Raw genomic sequence first — 18,997 nt, forward strand, 5'->3', positions numbered from 1 at the left:
TTGTATTGGCGCATATAGTAAAGAGGGGCATTTAGCCCCTCTTTCTTTTATCCGAACAGGTATGGTGTCGTCATCTGTTTTACAGAACCTATTTTAATGGTTTTTCCTGATATTCTTCTAACCAATACGGATAGAAATCATTCCCCCATTTCGTTCCATCGTAGTATTCAGCTTCTATGACACAAGCAAGAACAGTCTTGATACCATGCGACTCGTCGATTGACCAGCCCTTACTATTTCCATATGTTGCTCCGGGTAATATGTTTACATTTTCAGCTTTGCCAATATTTTCGAAAGAACCATCTGAGAAGTCATATTGAGATTTAATCTTGAGGGGAAGCCCGTTAGAATCAAAACCTAACATAGATACCTTCATGTTTTTTACTGTTTTATCGGAGTTGTTCTTTATAATCACTTGAATCATATCAGGATATAAAGATTTATAGGTATCGTCTTGAACAAGAATGTTGGCATTCTGAACTGTTAATTCTTGCCCGATCTTGGCCTCTTCCATCTTCTTTTTTTGTTCGGCAGCCAATTTCTCCTCATTCTGTTTTACATAGACCACTTTTTTCGCAGTTAAGTCTGAATCATTAGATAGGATCGTTAACGCATCGACTATAACTTGGATCGCATCATCATATTTTTGTTCGGATGCAAGCTTGTCCGCATCACCAAGTATGACTGTTTTATAGTCAGATGAAGTATCTTTTATCATGTCCTGTGCTTTACTATAGTTGGCAGAATCCGCTTCGATGACCTTTTTTAATTCTGTAAGAGCTTCTTTGATATTGTTGTTCTTCAGGAGTTCTTCTCCAGTTGTGAATGCTGTTCTCGAATTATTGAGCGTATTGATCTCGGATATGACTTTCTTTACTTCGGATTTAAGGAGATCCGTTTTTTGGATCGTCTCCAGTCTAATGGTGGTAGCATTATAATCGAGGGTTCCATTTGTATAACTTTGTTTCGCATCCTCGATCTCTGTCTTTATGAAAGATTCAATTTCGACTTCTTTTTTAGTATCACCCTTGATTTCCTGATCATAGACTTCATTGGCCTCGCCATAGTTATTGTCATGCACGGCATTTTTAAATGAATGAACAGGACTGTTGTTTAAGAATAATAAGATCAATCCGATGATGACGATGACGCCAATAATACCACCTAATAGAATCCATTTTTTCTTGATACCTAACTTGGTTGAAGACTCCGATTCTGGCTTCGTTTCGTTCTTAGTTCCGCACTTACTACAGAACAGACCGTCCTCTGGTAGTTCAGCAGTACATTTCTTGCAATTCATAAATATCCTCCTTGGTTAAGTGAACTGAGTCTAAAGACATAGGTAATTGATACTATTCTATGCGAGATATGAAAAATCCTGCATTTCCTTCACTTTTCTAGCAGGATCAATGGTCGCATCTAACTTTTACTTACGATGTCGGTACGGTTAAAACGTATGTCAATGGTGTGGTGAAACCACAGGAACCGGATTTACGGATGTATTCGATGGAGAGGATGGTGTATTCGCCCTCGGCGTCCATTATTGGGATATGCCGTACAAAAGGGCACGATCGACGAACTGAAGATATACAACAGGGCGTTGACGTTGGAAGAGGTGCTGGCGGATTATAAGCGCACAAATCGAGAAAGTAGCGGTAAGTGTAGCGAAGTTGAACTAGGGTGTATCATGATTCCGAATCTCTATGATGTATCTTATTTGCACTATCCCCAAGTGGTGAAAGAAACCACTTGAGGATAGTGCTTTCTTTTTGCAATAGTACATGGGAAAATATTCTGAAATTTAGTAGATGTATTAGGGTTAACTTATCATTATACTTCCTCATATACTCGATTTAAAAAGGCTATACTTTCTTCCAAATATTCTTCTGTGGTACTTTCTAATATACCTTGAATATGTGGGCGTTGGTGTTTCATATAGCGAAGAATAGGCTCAAACTGAAGCCATCCCTGACCGACAGGGACAATTTGAATTCGTCCATCTTTAACGATAAAGTCTTTCAAGTGAATGACGGCAATCCGATTTCCTAGAAGTTCGAAAGCTTCCGCAACGATGGATTCCTGTTGTGAGTAATGGGTAGGTGACATAAGATTTGCACAATCAAGAATCACTTGAAGATTATTAGAAGGAATAAGATCAAGTAGTCGTCGTGTCAATGGAGCCGTGTGTAGGGGATGATGTAATCCTGCCTCAATACCCACAGTCACGCCAAAGCGTTCGGCTTCCGCCACCATTGCTTTTACGGAAGTAACGACCTCTTGAAAAGCTTCTTCTGTAAAGTTGTCCGTTGTGTAGCCTTGTCCAACACTACCCGTCTCTGTGCCTACTAGACTAGCACCAAAGTCTCTGGCTAAGCGAAGGTGGGTGCTAAATTCAGATAAGGCTTGTGCTCGTTTTTGCGGATCAGAATCCACAATGTTGACGTAACAACCGAGAACAGCTATTTGGATGCCAGCTTGTCTAAATGCATTACCATAATAACAGGCCGTTCCCGGACTAATAGCAGCGAGACTCGGGGCGCTTTCAGGAAATGACTTTTTTAGAGCAAATTGAATATGTGAGAAGTTATAGTGTTGTATCTTCCCAATCAAGTCCTCCAATGGAATTTGTTCGAAATCATGTGCTCGAATGCCTAGATGAAGGGGGATTGTCATATGATCATTCCTCTTTAATTTAATGTGATATGAATCAAACGGTTGCTTGTAACAGTTTCTTTAACTCTAATAATGGTAGGACAGTGGATTGTTGAATGGCTTGTATAACAAGCTTGGCGATTTCCCGAGCACCTTGATATTCTGTATCAGAATTTACCACTTAATTTGGAGGGATTCTCCCCAGCCTGTCATAGGTTTTTCACTTGCCCCTTTAATAGCCGCATTAGAATCTCCGGCGATAAATAGTGTCTGTGTCATTTGTTCTCCCTCTTATCATCATTTTGCACACGTTAACATTTATTTTAGATATTAAGCGTATTTCGTCAGTATTTCGTATTATTGTTAACGGCTCCATTTTAATAAGTACCCATTTTTAAGTCAAGGATTAAAATGGAATGCACATATGAAATACCTAACATATCGAGGGTCAGTGATTATGTTATAATGATACAAAAGTTGGATAACGAAGAAGATCTGTAAACAATCGATTTAATGAGGAAGTAGCATGCACATGGATAGATTGTTGTCTATCATGAAAATTAATGCACACGTTAAATGCTTGTGTGAATTCATGAAAGCGCTATAATATATAAAGTGGATATGAATTAAAGGGGTTGCAACATGAAAAGAGGAAAAATGTTCTATAGAATCTTTATTCCCATTCTAGTCTTGGCAGTAGGACTGGTTGCTAGTTTTGGGAGTTATATCTACTTTAGTACAATAAATTCAGTTATTGAGAGATTCTCTAGTAGCAAACAAAGTTATATTGAACAAACAAAAAATAATGTGGAAAATAAAATCCAAAGAATTGAATATGCCTTCAACACATATAGTACTACCAGTTCATTTCAAGACGTAGTTAAAAATCCTATTACAGAACAAGATTTCATAGCTTATCGAGATGTAAATACACAGCTTAATTATATTGCCTCGATGGCATTAGAAGGGACAGAGTATTCCCTGATCAGTCTAGTTCAGAACTGGCAAATCTCTGATGGAAGTCTGACCCACTTAACGGAAAGTGAACGAGAGAAGATGATTGAAGCCTATATCGTCAATAAAGACCAAGGGTTATTCTGGATCAAGACAGATAAAGGGATACGCTTTGTGAATACCTTACCTGTATTTTCTAAGAATAAACAAGCCATTGCACTGTCGGATATCTCGCTACAAACATTGGATCGTACGATCAAAACAGAAGAAAATGCGACAGTCTATATTCTGAACAAACAAGGCGATCTGATGTATGCATCTGATCCAGCCAAAGAAATGTTCAACGACAAACAGCTCCAACAAATCTCAATCGCTATTGGATCAGAGAATGATACAGGCATGGTGACACAGGAAAATATGGATCATCAATCTGTTCAATTTATTTATGCTAAATCTAACTATAACAATTGGATCTATCTTACGATATTGGATCAGACGGAAATTGCTAAATCGCTGAAGATTACCAAATATGGATTGTTCACGATGGGATTAGTGTTAATGATATTCATTGTGGTGGTAGCTTATATAATATCCGTTTTCTTTACGAAGCCTATCCTACAAATTAAGCGTAGTCTATCTAAAGTTCCACAGTCTAATTCTAAAAATGAAATTGAATGGATTATTGATTCGATTGATATGATTCTAACAGAGAAGGAATCTCTGGAAAACTTAATTCAAGCTGAAATGCCACAACTTGAAACACAATTGATTCTCAATCTATTCCGAAATCGAATATCTCCAGAAGAAATAGTGAAAAAATTGCATCGTTTCGGGTATCAGAAGACAGAGAATCAAATGCATGTTGCGATGCTAGTTCAATTGGATAACTTCGGAGGTCGAGAATCTTCTGACAAGGACGTATTGTTGTTAGCTATTAATAAAATAGTAGAAGAAGTTGTTCCGAAGCAGCAACGAATGTTTCCCGTTATTCTAAATGATAACACTCAAGCGACCATCTTATCTTTCACTGGAATGAGTGAACAAGAGATGAATAAGAAAATACTAGATTATGCCAAGGCACTTCTAAGGGCAGTTAGTGATTATTTGCATTTATCGATCAGTATCGGAATCAGTACCCCATATGAGGATTTACTGGAGAGTAAAAAAGCGGCAGAAATGAGCAAGCAAGCCTTACATCAACGTTTGAATTTAGGGAAAGAATCTATCATATTCTATGGAGATATTTCTAAAGTGGTCTCTGGTCCAGTGCTACTTCATTACCCTACGGAGCTAGAATCACAATTGTTTGATGCTATTCGTATAGGAGACAAGGATCAGGTCAGCCAGCATTTATATCCTTTCTTAGCCGAGATGATGGGGAAAAATAAGAATTCAATGAACTTTGAAGTGATGTTAGTACGATTAGTAAATAATCTGATTCAATTAGAGCAGCAATTAGGAATAAATGTACTGCTAACGCAAGATAATCATAAACTTTATCACACATTGTTAGATATCCGTAATCCAGAAGAGGTAGAACACATGTTGGTGGATCAAGTTATCTACCCAATGGTGAATAGCATGCGGGAGAAAACAAATAATCAATTCCGTGGTGTCTCCGAACAGATTATCGCCATCGTGAGTACTGAATATGATCAAGAATTAACTTTGGAGATCATCGGAGAGCGTCTACACTATAGTCCCAATTATTTAAGCAGAATATTTAAAAAGGAATATGGAACTGTGTTTAGTGAGTATTTGAAGAACTACCGATTAGAAATAGCGAAGAAGTGGTTAATTGAGACTGATATGACGGTTAAGGAAATAGCTGAAAGATTACAATATAATAATCCGCAGAACTTTATTCGGTCCTTTCGAAAGGAAGAGCATGTAACACCTGGTATTTATCGTAAGATGCAGGGAGACGATTAAGGAATAGAGGTTCAATTGAAACTTCTACGCTTGTATATTCTAATAAAACAGGGACTGTCTCATCAGCCATTCATATGGCTAGAGAGACAGTCCCTGTTTATATATACGATCTATAGGAAAGTTGCATGAGGAGTAAAGGGTTGAAGATTATCCCTTTACCGCTCCCATCAATGCACCCTTATTGAAGTGTTTCTGTACGAAAGGATAGCAGATGAGCATTGGAACGGTAGCCACGACGATAACTGCCATCTTGATCGTCTGTGCAGGTGGAACGATATCCACTGAAGCTCCTTCAGCTTGCATCCCACTGGAGACGATAACGATTTGACGAAGTAATACTTGAATCGGCCATTTGGCTGAGTCTGTAAGATAGAGAATCGCATTCATATACGTATTCCAGTAAGCGACTGCGTAAAAGAGAGAGATGGTCGCTATGGATGGTAGCGCGAGCGGAAGCATGATTTTAAAGAAGATACCTAAATCATTACATCCGTCAATCTTAGCTGATTCTTCTAAATCATCCGGAAGAGCTTGGAAGAAGTTCCGCATAATAATCATGTTGAAGGCGTTAATCGCAACAGGTAGAATCAGTGCCCAATAGGAATTGATAATTCCCATACTCTTTACAACTAAGAAAGTAGGTATCATCCCACCGCTGAACAATAAAGAGAATACGACTAAAAAGTTGATAACATTTCTACCTGGAAGGTACTTTCTTGATAATCCATAGGCCATCGTCGACGTCAGGATCATACTTACCACTGTTCCAACTGCGGTAGTGCCAATCGAAACGGCAAGTCCTTTAAAGATCGTTGACGTTGACAGGATATATTTATAAGCATCCAATGAAAATGTTGTTGGAAACAGCATGAACCTTCTCTCCATCATTTCTTGCGTGGAAGAAAAAGAACTAGCGATAATATTAATAAATGGCAATAGACAGGCGAGAGCGATAAGTATCAATATAAGGTTATTTGCTATTGCGAAAAGACGGCTGCCAAGGGACTCTTTGTTACTTGATCTCTGTATCATGTATGTTCCTCCTCGTAATTGATGTTGCATCTAAATTGTAACAAGTGAGTCGCATTCCGTGAATAATCCACTCATGTCTTATTCGCCTTTTATTCATTTAATGGATGGAAGTATGTTGAAATCTAAGAGTAATCATTACTTGCTGAATAGTCATTAAATGAGTTGAATAATCAAGAAACCTAGTGTTTATAAGGGAATGTAATCGCTGTCATTTAATGATTATATACGTAATGCGATAAATTATTTAATCTGAGAAGGCAAACAACGATTAGGTGGAGGAGGCTGTGAAGTGAAAAGTTCAACTGTAACCGCAACCAATATAAATTTGGAAAATTTGGAAAAAGGGAAATTATCAACGGCTATTGCAAATGTAAAGAGATATAAGTTGCTTTATCTTATGATACTTCCCGGATTATTGTATTTCATTATATTTAAGTATTTGCCAATGGCGGGATTGATCATTTCGTTTCAAGATTATCAACCCTATCTAGGTATCACAGGAAGCGAGTGGGTAGGGTTTAAGCATTTCATTCGATTGTTTACGGAACCAACCTTTTTTATGTTGTTACGTAACACACTGATTCTATTTGGAATGAATATCTTGTTTTTCTTCCCAATACCTATTATTGTCGCGTTAATGTTGAATGAAGTGACAAATCGTTTCTTCAAAAATTTGATTCAAACGATTATCTACATTCCACACTTTATGTCATGGGTTATCATCGTTTCCATTACTTATGTGTTCCTAACATTAGACGGTGGAGTAATCAATGAATTGATAGCTTCTATGGGAGGAGAAAAGATTAGTTTCTTAACCTCACCGGAGTGGCTAAGGACGATGTATATCGGGCAGATCATTTGGAAGGAACTTGGGTGGTCAACCATTATTTATCTAGCTGCTGTTACTACAGTAGATCCAATGCTTTACGAAGCAGCAGGAATGGATGGTGCAGGACGCTTGAGAAAAATGTGGCACGTGACACTACCGGCAATTCGCCCTGTTATCATTACCCTGCTAATATTGAAGATTGGTAGCACATTAGATCTTGGTTTTGAGCATATGTACTTGCTCCTAAATTCATTAAACCGCGAAGTTGCTGAAATATTTGATACGTATATTTATACAGCAGGTTTAAAAAATGGACAACTAAGTTTCAGTACGACAATGGGGATGTTCAAAGGGGTGGTTGGTCTAGTCCTAGTCGTAGCAGCTAACAAGTTTGCTAGAAAAATTGGGGAAGATGGCGTGTACTAAGAACGACTATGAAAAATAGCAAAGGAGAATTAAAATGAAAAAAAGATTAATGAGTTCGGTGCTTGTTCTTTCCTTGATGGGTTCAATACTCGCCGCATGTGGAGGAGGGAATGGAAACACAGTAGAAAGTAAGAATAGCGGTAATGGTACTACTGCAGTTGAAACTGCTAAGCCACTTGAATTAACTTGGTTACATATCCTGCATACGGCATCACCTCCAACGGATGTAATTAAGAACAAAATTGAGGAATATACGAATACTAAGATTACCTTCAATTGGGTACCAGATGCTTCCAAAGAGGAACGTATTACAACTTCTCTTGCTTCGGGTCAGCTAGCAGATATCGTTACTCTAACGATGATGACGAATTCATCTGTTAGAAACTCATTGAAATCCGGATTGTTCTGGGATGTAGGTCCATATCTAGATGAGTATGAGAACTTGAAGAAGATACCACAAGAAGTAAGAACTGCAGCTTCCATAGAAGGGGTTCTGTATGGCGTACCTTTCCAGAAGAACTTGGCACGTTCAGGTCTTATCTTCCGTAAAGATTGGCTAGATAAGTTGGGATTAGCTGTACCCACAACATTGGATGAAGTCTACGAAGTAGCTAAAGCATTTACAGAGGGTGACCCTGACGGTAATGGTAAAGATGATACAACGGGCTTTGGTGATAGATCAGATCTAAGATACAGTAGTTTTAAAACACTTAGTTCTTATTTCGGAACACCGAATGGTTGGGCGGTAGATGAGAATGGTAAGTTTACTCCTGAATTCGATACACCACAATATTTAGAAACTCTTAATTTCTCGAAGAAGTTATATGAAAATAAGTACTTGGCTCAAGATTTCGCTGTAACTGCTAAAACGGACCAACAGCAACAATTCGCACAAGGTAAAACCGGTATTTACACAGGTATAGTTGACATTGCCAACCTACAGAATCTATCACAAGGATTGCAAGAAGGTATGGAATTAGTCCCTGTTAATAAAATTTCTAATGGTGATGGAGAATATCGTATCTGGTCTGAAGGAAGTGGAGTCGGTGGATTGTTGGGATTCCCTAAATCAGAAGTTAAAACAGAAGAAGAGCTTAAAGCATTGCTACAATTCGTAAATGATTTGATTGATGAAGAAGTATTTATGTATATGACAGGTGGTATTGAAGGGACTCACTATGAATTCGATGCGACGGGAGCCTTCAAAATTATTAATCAAAAATTATGGGAAACGGATGTACAACCTTTCGCTAGCTCTAGACCAAGTGAAGTTACCTATGATTTGCAGGATTCCAATCCTAAGAAACAATTAGCAAATGAATTGATTAGAGAAAACGATGGATTTGCAATATTTGATCCAACGGTTCCATTGGATTCAGCTACTTCCAATGAACAAGGTACTGAATTAGCGAAAATCATCACAGATGCTTCATTCAAATACATCATGGGCCAAGCTACTGAAGATGACTTCAAAAAGGCAGTAGAATCTTGGAAGAAAAATGGTGGATCAGCTATCACGGCTGAATACGAAGAAGCTTATAAAAAGTCTCAAAAGTAAATAGTTATTTAGCCGATCCCACCTTATGGTGGGATCACTTTTAACAATGTTTAACAAGTAAAACTTACAGGTGAATCTATGAAGAACGTGATAAAGGTAAGTCAACGGGAAAACGGTGATTTCAGTACGATCCAAGCAGCGATAAATAGTATTCAGGATCATTCTACAGAGGAAATGATGGTTACTATTGAATCAGGTGTATATAAGGAAAAACTTAAGATTAATAAACCCAATCTGTATCTGTTCTAGGAAGACCATGGCGAGATTATGCTAGAACCGTATTTATATGGAGAGTCAGGGTCTATAGGGCCAGGAGCAAGCTCAACTACACGTGTGGCTTGGGCGCAACAACTGGATGACAAGGATTTTGTGAATGATAAAAATATATGTTGGAGGGGATTTACATGAATAAACAATGGGCGATCCAAACAGCCGGTTCCATCATGGAACGTACACCGAAACTATACGAAGACAAAGGGAAAAAGGGCAAATGGTCATATGATTATGGTGTGATTCTAAAAGGATTCGAGTTGCTGTTCAAGCAAACGGGAGATCGTAAATATTTGCAATTCATTCAAGACAATATGGATTATTTCATTCAAGAAGACGGTAGCATTCAAGGTTATCGTCTTGACGAGTACAATATCGATCACATTAATAATGGGAAATTGTTATTCCTTCTATATAAAGAAACGAAGCAAGAGAAATACAAACAAGCTGCGATTTTATTAAGAGGACAATTAAACACACATCCGCGTACATCGGAAGGTGCGTTTTGGCATAAGGAAATATATCCATATCAAATTTGGTTGGATGGCCTTTATATGGGAGCGCCTTTCTATCTGGAATACTTGTTGACGTTCGAAGAAGGACAAGGATTAGACGATGTGACGAAACAATTCATTCTGTGTGAGAAGCATACGAAGGATTCCGTTACAGGTCTGCTATACCATGCTTGGGATGAACAACGTGTTCAACTGTGGTGTAACCCGGAAACCGGACTATCCCCTAACTTCTGGGGTCGATCCTTAGGATGGTATCTCATGGCATTAGTGGATGTACTGGAGATATTACCAAAAGAACATACAGATTATCAGGAGCTTGTACGTATTCTGAATGATACTTTAAACGCATTGAAGAAATATCAGGATGCGGAATCGGGAGTATGGTATCAAGTGGTTAACTTGGGAGAACGCAAGGGGAATTATCTTGAAGCATCTGCTTCTAGTATGATCACCTATGCTATGGCTAAAGGGATTCGATTAGGAGTGTTAGATACGAGCTGGGGCGAGACATTGGACTTAGCCTTTAATGGATTGATCACAGAGTTTGTACTTGAAACTAAAGAAGGATGGGTAAATCTCAATAAAAACTGTGAAGTTGCTGGCTTAGGTGTAGGTGAGAAGCGTGACGGTAGCTTTGAGTATTATATTAGTGAATCTATCGTTACTAACGATCAAAAGGGATTAGGTGCATTCCTGCAAGCTTGCGGTGAGTATGAACAATTAAGACGATAGATAAGAATATAAACAATGGGTGAGAGGCGGATGAATGTGTATAACATCGTAGACTATGGAGCAATCAGGAATAGTGGAACGCTTGCAACGGAGGCTATTGCGTCTGCAATTGAAGCAGCAAGTAACGCAGGTGGGGGAACGGTTCATATTCCCGCAGGCACTTTCCTAACCGGCGCTATTATTATGAAAAGTAATATTGAGTTGAATCTAAGTCCAGGTGCTATCCTTTCATTTAGTACGAATCCAGAGGATTATCCTGTTGTTGTATCCAGATGGGAAGGTGTAAAAAAAGAGGTCTATGCTTCTTGTGTGTATGGTGAGGATTTGCGTAATATATCGATTACAGGAAGCGGAACTCTAGAGGGAAATGGTCAAGCATGGTGGGATCTGTTTCGAAATAACCGAGAGAATCTGAAGTATCCTAGACCGAAATTAATTAGCTTCGATCGTTGTCAGCGTGTGACCATGAAAGATGTGACACTCTTGAATTCTCCAAGTTGGACCGTTAATCCTATCGCTTGTTATGATGTTACGATTGATAATGTGTCTATTCTTAATCCAGCTGATTCACCAAATACAGATGGAATTAATCCGGAGTCATGCTCCAATGTCCGTATAAGTAACTGTAATATTGATGTGGGTGATGATTGTATTGCTATAAAAGCGGGAACGGAAGATACCAAAGAACGGATTCCTTGCGAGAATATTACGATTACGAACTGTACGATGGTTCACGGACATGGTGCTGTCGTACTTGGAAGTGAAATGAGTGGGGATATCCGTAATGTTACGATTAGCAATTGTATCTTTAAACAAACCGATCGTGGCATTCGTATGAAATCAAGACGAGGACGCGGGGGGACTATCGAAGATATTCGGATCAGTAACATTGTGATGGAGGACGTAATTTGTCCATTTACGATGAACCTTTATTATTTCTGCGGACCTCGTGGTAAAGAAAAATATGTGTGGGACAAAAATCCTTATCCGATTACAGAGGAAACACCTTGTTTCAGACGCATTCATTTCGCTAACATTACTGCACGTAATGTTCACGCCTCTGCAGGCTTTCTATATGGACTTGCTGAACAATATGTTTCAGAAGTTACGTTTACTAATGTTGATATTTCTATGGCGCCAAATGGTACTCCGGGTCAACCTGATATGATGACAGGTCTTAAGGATATGAATAACCGAGGGTTTTATTTGGGAAATGTGAAAGATATTCAATTCCATCAGGTGACGATTGAGAACCATGAAGGACCTGCTTTTTATATTGAGAATGGTGAAGATGTTGAAATTATCAATTGTCATTCAAGAAACACGAGCAAGCCCGAAAAACTGGTGGAGCAAGTTACAGTTACGCCTTCAGAGCAGAATGTTAGCAGGTAAGATGGAAATTTCGTAATATGATAATTCAATTGAAGGGAACAGAAACCAACCATGCTAGTTGTAGGAAAAGATTCCTTTTGTGATTACCACAATATTCAAGAGGCGGTTGATTCGTTAGAGCAACAATCTTCAGACCAAGCGGAAACATTGGTTATATTGTCGGGAGTCTATGAAGAAGAAGTGCGAATCTATCGTTCGCATCTTAAAATTATAGGGGTCGGACGAGTGGAGATTGTCATGAATCGTTATGCCAAAGAACGTGATGAGACAGGAACGGAAATTGGAACATTTGCTACCCCAACGTTATTCTTGGGGGGGATCCATCTTGTCTTGGACAATCTTTTGATTACCAATACAGCTGGACAAGGGGAATCTATAGGTCAGGCAATCGCAGTGTATGCTCATTGTGATCAGACGGTTTTTAGAAATTGTACCTTCAAGGGATATCAAGATACATTATTTACAGGTCCATTGCCACCAGCACCCAAAGAGCGACTAGAGTTTGGCGGAATTCTTCTAAAAGAACATCATACCCACTATCGCCAGTTGTATCAGAATTGCTATATTGAGGGAACTGTAGATTTTATATTTGGTGGAGCAACAGCTTATTTTGATCAGTGTGAAATTCGTAGTTTACGACATTGGGATAACCAAGCTGGTTATATTAGCGCAGCTTCCACACCCAAGGGACAGGCACACGGATATGTATTTAATAATTGTTACTTAACAGCAGAAGCTGCTATATCTCCGGTGTTTCTGGGGCGTCCGTGGCGAGAATACGCCAAGACTGTCTTTATTGGATGTCACATGGCGACACATATTCATCCTTTGGGCTGGGATCATTGGAATAATGCTGCTAATGAGGAAACGGTTCAATATCAGGAGTATGGGGTGAAGGATGCTACAGTTTCACGTGTACAACGTGTTCCATGGGCAGATTGTTTTGAAACTATGGAAGTAGCATTGAGTCAGGAACATATCTTCCCTGATAGCGATTTCTGGAGACGGGAAGACAATAGAAAGTGAGGATCTCTAACATGATGAATAAAATGATCAAAAATCCAATATTAAGAGGCTTTAATCCAGATCCGTGTATTTTACGTGTAGAGGAAACTTACTATATTGTGGTGTCTTCATTTGAGTGGTTGCCAGGCGTAAGGGTGTATCAATCCCAAGATTTAGCCCATTGGGAGCATTGCACGGATATTATAACGAATCAAGTTGATTTAAGGGGGAATCCGAAGAATAGTAGTATTTGGGCGCCACAACTTAGTTACCACGATAACCTTTTTTATCTATTATATACAGATGTGAAAAGTACAAAACGCCCGTTTAAGGATGCTCATAATTATCTTATTACAGCAGAAACGATTGAAGGACCTTGGTCAGAACCGGTCTACCTGAATAGTAGTGGATTTGATCCATCTTTATTTCACGACGATGATGGACGCAAGTGGTTGTTGAATGCATTGTGGGATTACCGCATTGTGGAGGGCAATAAATCCAGTGGTATAGTGATGCAAGAATACGATAGCCAACAGCAACGATTAGTTGGTGAGCCTATTAAGCTGTTTGATTGTACGCCATTAAAGAAGACAGAAGCACCTCATATATATAAACGCAACGGGTATTACTACCTTATTACAGCAGAAGGTGGAACGGGAACAGGACATGCTGTAACCGTGGCACGCTCCAAGCACCTATTAGGACCTTATGAAGTGGACCCTCAGAATCCAATGCTTACTTCAAGAGAAAATCCTGAGTTGACGCTACAATGTGCAGGGCACGGAAGTCTAACTGAAACTCCTGATGGAGAATGGTACATGGCACATTTATGTACGCGTCCACTTGAAGGGGAATATGCGATTCTAGGACGGGAGACGGCCTTACAGCAAGTCTACTGGAATGAAGAAGGCTGGTTACGATTAACGGCAGGCGGTAATACTCCTCAATTAGAAGTGCCAGCTCCTAAGGGGATTTTCATGGATGTGCAGGAACGTAGCTCCCTATTTGAAGATTGTTTTGACGGACCGGAGTTAAAGAAGACGTGGAATTCGTTACGGATTCTGGTGAACGACAGTTGGTGTTCGTTGACTAAGCGACCGGGATTTCTTCGTTTGAAGGCTGGAGAATCTATACAAAGTCTCTTTGAGCATCATATTCTAGCTATTCGCCAAAGCGATATGCATTTTCGAGCGGAGACAGCGCTTGAGTATCAACCTAATAGTTATTTGCAGATGGCAGGATTGTTATTGTATCTGAACGAAGACAATTATCTTTATGCTTATCTCAGCCATGAAGAGGGACAAGGGAAGGTATTACGAATGATGAGGTGTGAAGCGGATTCATTTACATTAGCTTCTCATGCCATTTCACTTGAGTATGATCTTCCCATTCATTTAGCAGTGGAAGTAAATGAGACACAAGGGCAATTCTATTACCACATCGGGGATGAATCCGTTTGGGAGCCACTTTGTGAATCGCAAAATATTAGTTTCTTATCAGGTGGATTTACTGGGAATTTTGTGGGCATTGCTGCCCATGATATGCAACAATTTCAAGGTAGTTACGCTGATTTCACTCATTTCCGTTATCAAGGAAACGATGATATAACCACTCAAAACTAAGGTAAGAATTATACGCCAAACGAGCAGTCCGTTTCCGCTCTAGGTGAAGATTGGATTGCTGTATCACGAGAGGCAACATTGCATCAGAAGTTTAAGCTTGATCCATATGAGGTACTGACAGTGAAGTGCCTTATTGTTGAATAGGGGAATGAACTCGGTTTTATCGGTAAATGAATAGTAATCCAAGAGGCTGGTTGCGTATTTCGCTATCAGTCTCTTGCTGTTCTTGGGTGCCTCATGACTATTGTATTTTCGGTTCTACATAATATCCATGTTTTTCATTTATAGTGTATAATTTCAACATAGTCTGTGATTTCCACGTAGCCAACATAGTAGAGGAGAATGAGCGGTATACATATCTGTCGGCTACTTTATGGTCGGGCAAGAGTATTGTCTATTTAGAAATATACAATATTTTAAAAGAGGCTCAAAATCAAAATCAGCGGTTGACGAATTAAACAATTACGTAAGAAGATTGAGCCAGTCTTCATGGCAAAATGTTGAGTTTATTTAACGGGAAAATCTCCCGTTAATGATGGTGTGGACCTAGCATTCCTCTATCTAACTGGAATTTCTCACGTTAATTCTACCGATTCTCTTTCAATATTGCCTCATAGCGCCGAACTAGATGGAGGTATTCCAGTTAAATCATCTCTCAGCTAGTTTACTAGTCACATTAGCTGGAGAATTTCCTGTAATTTCACTTTCTGAAAACTCAAACACTGATTTCAAGGTTGAGCCTTAAAAGAAAACTATGAATATTAGGCAAGGGGAGCGGACAAATGAAAAAACGTTTATTATTATCTGTATTCGTTTTATTATTCATTCTTTTGTACGGTTGCAGTAATACAAGTAATACAATGTCGGAACCGCCGGAAATCCGAATTACTGCCGGTGATATGGAAATAGCGTCTGTGGTCGGACTAAACCAATGGAATGGTTCTATATATGACAGAGAAGATACCTTTCATACGAGTATGAAAGAAAAATCAGTAGCAGATGTCCCTTATCTCCAATTAAATCAAGAAATACAAATTGAATTTAAAGGTACTGCTCCTGATCAATTTGAATTGCGTGAATATATTGTAGATGCAAGCGGTAGTATCAAATATACGGAAAAAGAAACAAAATCAATTCCATTTAAATATTATAATAATACGCCTTCCTTCATTCTAGGGCCAAATCCAGCTGCAGCATTAAGTTCTGACAGTGCGGATTATGAGCCAGGGGCCACAATCAGAGGTTTTCGATTGAATTGCATATGGGGAGACAATGAGTCAGAATATGCATTTATCATTCGGACGGATGCTATTTAACTTCATCGTATGGAGCGATCATCAGTTGAGGAGTACTATTAATTTTAATATCATAAACCCAATAGAGAAAATGACGGAGGATTAAAGTGAAAATATTAAATCGGAAAAATATGTTTGTAATCATTAGCGTATTGCTGGTCTTAACTTTATTAGGAACTACGATTGTTCCTGAAAGCGCAAAAGCGGCAGGTGACTCCCGCTCGGAATTAATCAACAAATTTAGTAAGAAAAGCAGATATAAATTTAAAGTCATGGATGGCAAATCTCAATATGATGCTTTTATTTATTCTGATAAAGAGAAAAAGGCTGTCAATGACATCGGATGGGCATGCGCTCGTGAAGGTGATTCCTATTACACAGGTAATTATAACATTGCTGTTATTAAACAGGGGTCTACTAAAGTCCAAACTACCCAAATTGGAGAACAGTCTTTTGATGCTAAGACATCATATAACTTTGCTTATGCAGTGAAGGGGAAACCTGACCTCATTGCCATTGCGCGTTGCGAGGCATCCTCTGGAGCGTCCGTAGATTTATATACAATGGTTAACGAAAAAATGGCTGGATTGAAAAAGGGGATTTTCACAATCAATGGTGTCAACATCAAAGCAGCTGGAGATCAAACTTTTCAATCCGTTTACTTTAACAACGCAGAGGATTGGGGATATTACTTTGAGACGTGGGTGTTAGACAAAGCTAAATTAACGATCCGTTTAAAAAAGACGTTTCATAGCGCAGATGGTGGGGGAAATATATATAAGAAATGGCTAAAAGAACCTAAGTATATCGTAACGAAATAATAAACTAACAATATCTCGGGAGCTAATTGCGCTATATATTAGTCAGAACAAACCCGGCGGACCTTTAGGTCTGACCGGGTTGTTTGGTCTTTCAACTTCACGATATCCGCTTGAACCAAATTCTTGAATGTCGTCGCATCTTCCAAAAAATAGGCATATTCGGCTACTGGGTTCAGTGTCGCCAGGTCAATCTTAATGATACGTACTTGGCGTGAGTTATCCATGGATTTGTCGGGGTTACGTAGAGCGCTCTGCATGGCCATGAACATGTATTTACCGTCAGGCGTAATGCCTACGGACTCGAGTTATGTAAAATCTACTTTGCCTGGAAACGGCCATGACTCAAAGTGCGCCGGTTTGACGTCAGGAAACGAATAAGTTAGTCTTAAAGACGCTTGATCATTAACCATGAACAATAAAACATAAGAAGTTGGATTGAATGAACAATCTGCTTCTTTTTCTATGAAGACTCTATACATACTATGAATAGCCAAAGGAGATTGAAAAATGCCGAACATTACTGCAAGACCATTTGATAAAGAAATGCAAACCGTATTAAGTGAATTGAAATCTGGATATCATGCATGGGAGTTGAGTAAGAAGGAAGTCTCAGAATTACCTGGGGAGCTATACTTAATTGAAGTTGATGATGAAATGGCTGGCTATGGCGTAATTTGGGAATTTAAAAGCGGGAAACAGCTAGTTCATAAAGCGGAACAAGATTATTTCCGTGAAGATGAAAGATACCTGGAGAAGGACTTTTACATTGATATTAAGAACAAAGCAGATATTGTATTTATTGAAGCATTGGATATTTTAAAAGAATTTGAAGGAAAGGGTTATGCTGCTTTCTTCATCAACTGGCTTAAGGTGAAATATCCTAATAAGAAAATGTATGTATATACGCTAGATAAATCACGAAATTTTTGGTTTAAACAGGATTTTGAGGTTGTAGGGACAACGAGTTGGATGTCATATAACTAATGTGTTAAGTGTTCATATCTAACAGTCTTGTACATCTATAATGGGGTTATCCCACGAGCGATTGAATATATTGCTCAGGGATAATCCTTTTTGTTATTGATGCGTAATTTGGTATCCAAATGATCAAGGCGCGACTAGTTGGAATGTCAGGAGGAGGAAGTTGAATTCATAATGAATTTTTTGAATTTATTGAATAAATATAAGTAAACAATACAGCACAAGAATATAATGATGAATCCGATATTTAAACCTAATAAGGGTAATAGAAAGTAACAAAGCAAATAAAAGACCATTAGCGCACTAATTCCATAAGAGAAACCAATAATGACATGTTGGACCCAACGATGCCCCTCTTCCATATGTAAAGCCAGAATGACTACATACAGGGTAGAGGGAAAAGAGCTCAAAATGGCTGACCACTTATTACCTACGAATGGGGCAATAGTAGTAATGAGTAGAATAATACAAGAAACAGTGATCGCTCTTAATAGCATGGAATAAAAACGAGTTTTCCCTGGATGTGGCACTTGAGAAGTACGAGGGAATTTTCGTAATAATTTAATATTTATAACCCATATGATCGCAAACACGAAGACAGAATATAGTAGGCTTAAATCCAATTGCTGAACGACATATCCGGTGATAATGAAAAGTAAGATTGATAAAAATGAAGAAAATATGATTTGAATGTTTTTTTTACAATTCACTAAATATCTACCGACCATAAAATAAGCTAAGCAGAAGAGTATAGAGGAAACTAATCCGGTAATTCCCCAAGGTATGGCGTGTAAGATATAGTCGGTTCCCATTTCGTAACTTATAAAATAAACAGAAAGGCCTGTTCCCAAAGGCAAGCCCGAAATGATTCCACCTAACTCTGGATTCACCCTCTTTGAGATCTCAGTAATGGCTATGACAACAAGGATGGATACTAATAATTTAATAACTAGAAATGTCATGCCTATCCACCTTTATTCT

At 38.7% G+C, this 18,997-nt stretch carries 16 protein-coding genes and 1 pseudogene; 11 read left to right on the top strand and 6 right to left on the bottom strand.

The window, feature by feature from the left end; genetic code table 11:
• Positions 1–88: 88 nt before the first annotated feature.
• The 3 genes from J2T13_RS10675 to J2T13_RS10685 all read right to left on the bottom strand — a co-directional run bounded on the left by J2T13_RS10675 (position 89) and on the right by J2T13_RS10685 (position 2,833).
• Positions 89–1,300 (bottom strand): DUF5780 domain-containing protein, encoded by a 1,212-nt coding sequence (locus J2T13_RS10675; RefSeq protein ID WP_429371023.1) that lies wholly within the window; start codon positions 1,298–1,300, stop codon positions 89–91.
• Positions 1,301–1,830: 530 nt separating this feature from the next.
• On the bottom strand, positions 1,831–2,673 hold the full coding sequence (locus tag J2T13_RS10680) for a sugar phosphate isomerase/epimerase family protein (RefSeq protein WP_429371025.1): 843 nt from the start codon (positions 2,671–2,673) through the stop codon (positions 1,831–1,833).
• A gap of 34 nt (positions 2,674–2,707) precedes the next feature.
• Positions 2,708–2,833 carry a hypothetical protein gene (locus tag J2T13_RS10685; protein WP_429371027.1) on the bottom strand — a complete coding sequence of 42 codons (126 nt, stop codon included), beginning with the start codon at positions 2,831–2,833 and terminating at the stop codon, positions 2,708–2,710.
• 461 nt (positions 2,834–3,294) lie between these two features.
• Here J2T13_RS10685 and J2T13_RS10690 point away from each other — a divergent pair, with 461 nt between their 5' ends.
• Positions 3,295–5,538: a helix-turn-helix domain-containing protein gene (locus J2T13_RS10690; protein ID WP_429371029.1), complete on the top strand. Its 2,244-nt coding sequence runs from the start codon at positions 3,295–3,297 to the stop codon at positions 5,536–5,538.
• 147 nt (positions 5,539–5,685) lie between these two features.
• On the opposite strand, the gene J2T13_RS10695 is transcribed toward J2T13_RS10690, so the two are convergent.
• The gene (locus J2T13_RS10695; RefSeq protein ID WP_429371031.1) at positions 5,686–6,570 is read right to left on the bottom strand and encodes a carbohydrate ABC transporter permease; all 885 of its coding nucleotides are present in this window, start codon (positions 6,568–6,570) and stop codon (positions 5,686–5,688) included.
• A 289-nt stretch (positions 6,571–6,859) separates the two neighbouring features.
• On the opposite strand from J2T13_RS10695, the gene J2T13_RS10700 reads away from it, so the two are divergent.
• The 9 genes from J2T13_RS10700 to J2T13_RS10740 all read left to right on the top strand — a co-directional run bounded on the left by J2T13_RS10700 (position 6,860) and on the right by J2T13_RS10740 (position 17,035).
• Complete coding sequence (locus tag J2T13_RS10700) at positions 6,860–7,825, top strand: ABC transporter permease (RefSeq protein ID WP_429371033.1); 966 nt, start codon at positions 6,860–6,862, stop codon at positions 7,823–7,825.
• Between the two features lie 34 nt (positions 7,826–7,859).
• Positions 7,860–9,383: an extracellular solute-binding protein gene (locus tag J2T13_RS10705; protein ID WP_429371035.1), complete on the top strand. Its 1,524-nt coding sequence runs from the start codon at positions 7,860–7,862 to the stop codon at positions 9,381–9,383.
• A 78-nt stretch (positions 9,384–9,461) separates the two neighbouring features.
• The gene (locus J2T13_RS10710) at positions 9,462–9,632 is read left to right on the top strand and encodes a pectinesterase family protein (RefSeq protein WP_429371037.1); all 171 of its coding nucleotides are present in this window, start codon (positions 9,462–9,464) and stop codon (positions 9,630–9,632) included.
• A 155-nt stretch (positions 9,633–9,787) separates the two neighbouring features.
• Entirely contained in the window at positions 9,788–10,900 is a 1,113-nt protein-coding gene (locus J2T13_RS10715) for a glycoside hydrolase family 88/105 protein (protein WP_429371039.1), read from the top strand.
• Between the two features lie 30 nt (positions 10,901–10,930).
• Entirely contained in the window at positions 10,931–12,292 is a 1,362-nt protein-coding gene (locus tag J2T13_RS10720) for a glycoside hydrolase family 28 protein (RefSeq protein ID WP_429371041.1), read from the top strand.
• A 51-nt stretch (positions 12,293–12,343) separates the two neighbouring features.
• Positions 12,344–13,318 carry a pectinesterase family protein gene (locus J2T13_RS10725; protein ID WP_429371043.1) on the top strand — a complete coding sequence of 325 codons (975 nt, stop codon included), beginning with the start codon at positions 12,344–12,346 and terminating at the stop codon, positions 13,316–13,318.
• Positions 13,319–13,329: 11 nt separating this feature from the next.
• Positions 13,330–14,919: a glycoside hydrolase family 43 protein gene (locus J2T13_RS10730; protein WP_429371044.1), complete on the top strand. Its 1,590-nt coding sequence runs from the start codon at positions 13,330–13,332 to the stop codon at positions 14,917–14,919.
• A gap of 782 nt (positions 14,920–15,701) precedes the next feature.
• Positions 15,702–16,235: a hypothetical protein gene (locus J2T13_RS10735; protein WP_429371046.1), complete on the top strand. Its 534-nt coding sequence runs from the start codon at positions 15,702–15,704 to the stop codon at positions 16,233–16,235.
• Positions 16,236–16,321: 86 nt separating this feature from the next.
• Complete coding sequence (locus J2T13_RS10740) at positions 16,322–17,035, top strand: hypothetical protein (protein ID WP_429371048.1); 714 nt, start codon at positions 16,322–16,324, stop codon at positions 17,033–17,035.
• 38 nt (positions 17,036–17,073) lie between these two features.
• Here J2T13_RS10740 and J2T13_RS10745 read toward each other — a convergent pair.
• A pseudogene (locus J2T13_RS10745) lies at positions 17,074–17,328 on the bottom strand (esterase-like activity of phytase family protein); the annotation flags it as partial.
• 214 nt (positions 17,329–17,542) lie between these two features.
• On the opposite strand from J2T13_RS10745, the gene J2T13_RS10750 reads away from it, so the two are divergent.
• A complete protein-coding gene (locus tag J2T13_RS10750; protein WP_429371050.1) occupies positions 17,543–18,019 on the top strand; it encodes a GNAT family N-acetyltransferase in 477 nt (158 codons plus the stop codon).
• 146 nt (positions 18,020–18,165) lie between these two features.
• Here the strand turns inward: J2T13_RS10750 and J2T13_RS10755 are convergent, their stop codons facing one another.
• Complete coding sequence (locus tag J2T13_RS10755; protein WP_429371052.1) at positions 18,166–18,978, bottom strand: hypothetical protein; 813 nt, start codon at positions 18,976–18,978, stop codon at positions 18,166–18,168.
• Positions 18,979–18,997 lie beyond the last annotated feature (19 nt).

Origin of the sequence: Paenibacillus sp. DS2015 (assembly GCF_050433705.1) — a bacterium.
GTDB lineage: Bacteria > Bacillota > Bacilli > Paenibacillales > Paenibacillaceae > Paenibacillus_AQ.

Excerpts from the sequence above, each read along its gene's own strand:
- J2T13_RS10675 (WP_429371023.1), bottom strand. The coding sequence starts at position 1,300 with ATGAATTGCAAGAAATGTACTGCTGAACTACCAGAGGACGGTCTGTTC.
- J2T13_RS10680 (WP_429371025.1), bottom strand. The coding sequence starts at position 2,673 with ATGACAATCCCCCTTCATCTAGGCATTCGAGCACATGATTTCGAACAA.
- J2T13_RS10690 (WP_429371029.1), top strand. The coding sequence starts at position 3,295 with ATGAAAAGAGGAAAAATGTTCTATAGAATCTTTATTCCCATTCTAGTC.
- J2T13_RS10695 (WP_429371031.1), bottom strand. The coding sequence starts at position 6,570 with ATGATACAGAGATCAAGTAACAAAGAGTCCCTTGGCAGCCGTCTTTTC.
- J2T13_RS10705 (WP_429371035.1), top strand. The coding sequence starts at position 7,860 with ATGAAAAAAAGATTAATGAGTTCGGTGCTTGTTCTTTCCTTGATGGGT.
- J2T13_RS10710 (WP_429371037.1), top strand. The coding sequence starts at position 9,462 with ATGAAGAACGTGATAAAGGTAAGTCAACGGGAAAACGGTGATTTCAGT.
- J2T13_RS10715 (WP_429371039.1), top strand. The coding sequence starts at position 9,788 with ATGAATAAACAATGGGCGATCCAAACAGCCGGTTCCATCATGGAACGT.
- J2T13_RS10720 (WP_429371041.1), top strand. The coding sequence starts at position 10,931 with ATGAATGTGTATAACATCGTAGACTATGGAGCAATCAGGAATAGTGGA.
- J2T13_RS10725 (WP_429371043.1), top strand. The coding sequence starts at position 12,344 with ATGCTAGTTGTAGGAAAAGATTCCTTTTGTGATTACCACAATATTCAA.
- J2T13_RS10730 (WP_429371044.1), top strand. The coding sequence starts at position 13,330 with ATGATGAATAAAATGATCAAAAATCCAATATTAAGAGGCTTTAATCCA.
- J2T13_RS10735 (WP_429371046.1), top strand. The coding sequence starts at position 15,702 with ATGAAAAAACGTTTATTATTATCTGTATTCGTTTTATTATTCATTCTT.
- J2T13_RS10750 (WP_429371050.1), top strand. The coding sequence starts at position 17,543 with ATGCCGAACATTACTGCAAGACCATTTGATAAAGAAATGCAAACCGTA.
- J2T13_RS10755 (WP_429371052.1), bottom strand. The coding sequence starts at position 18,978 with ATGACATTTCTAGTTATTAAATTATTAGTATCCATCCTTGTTGTCATA.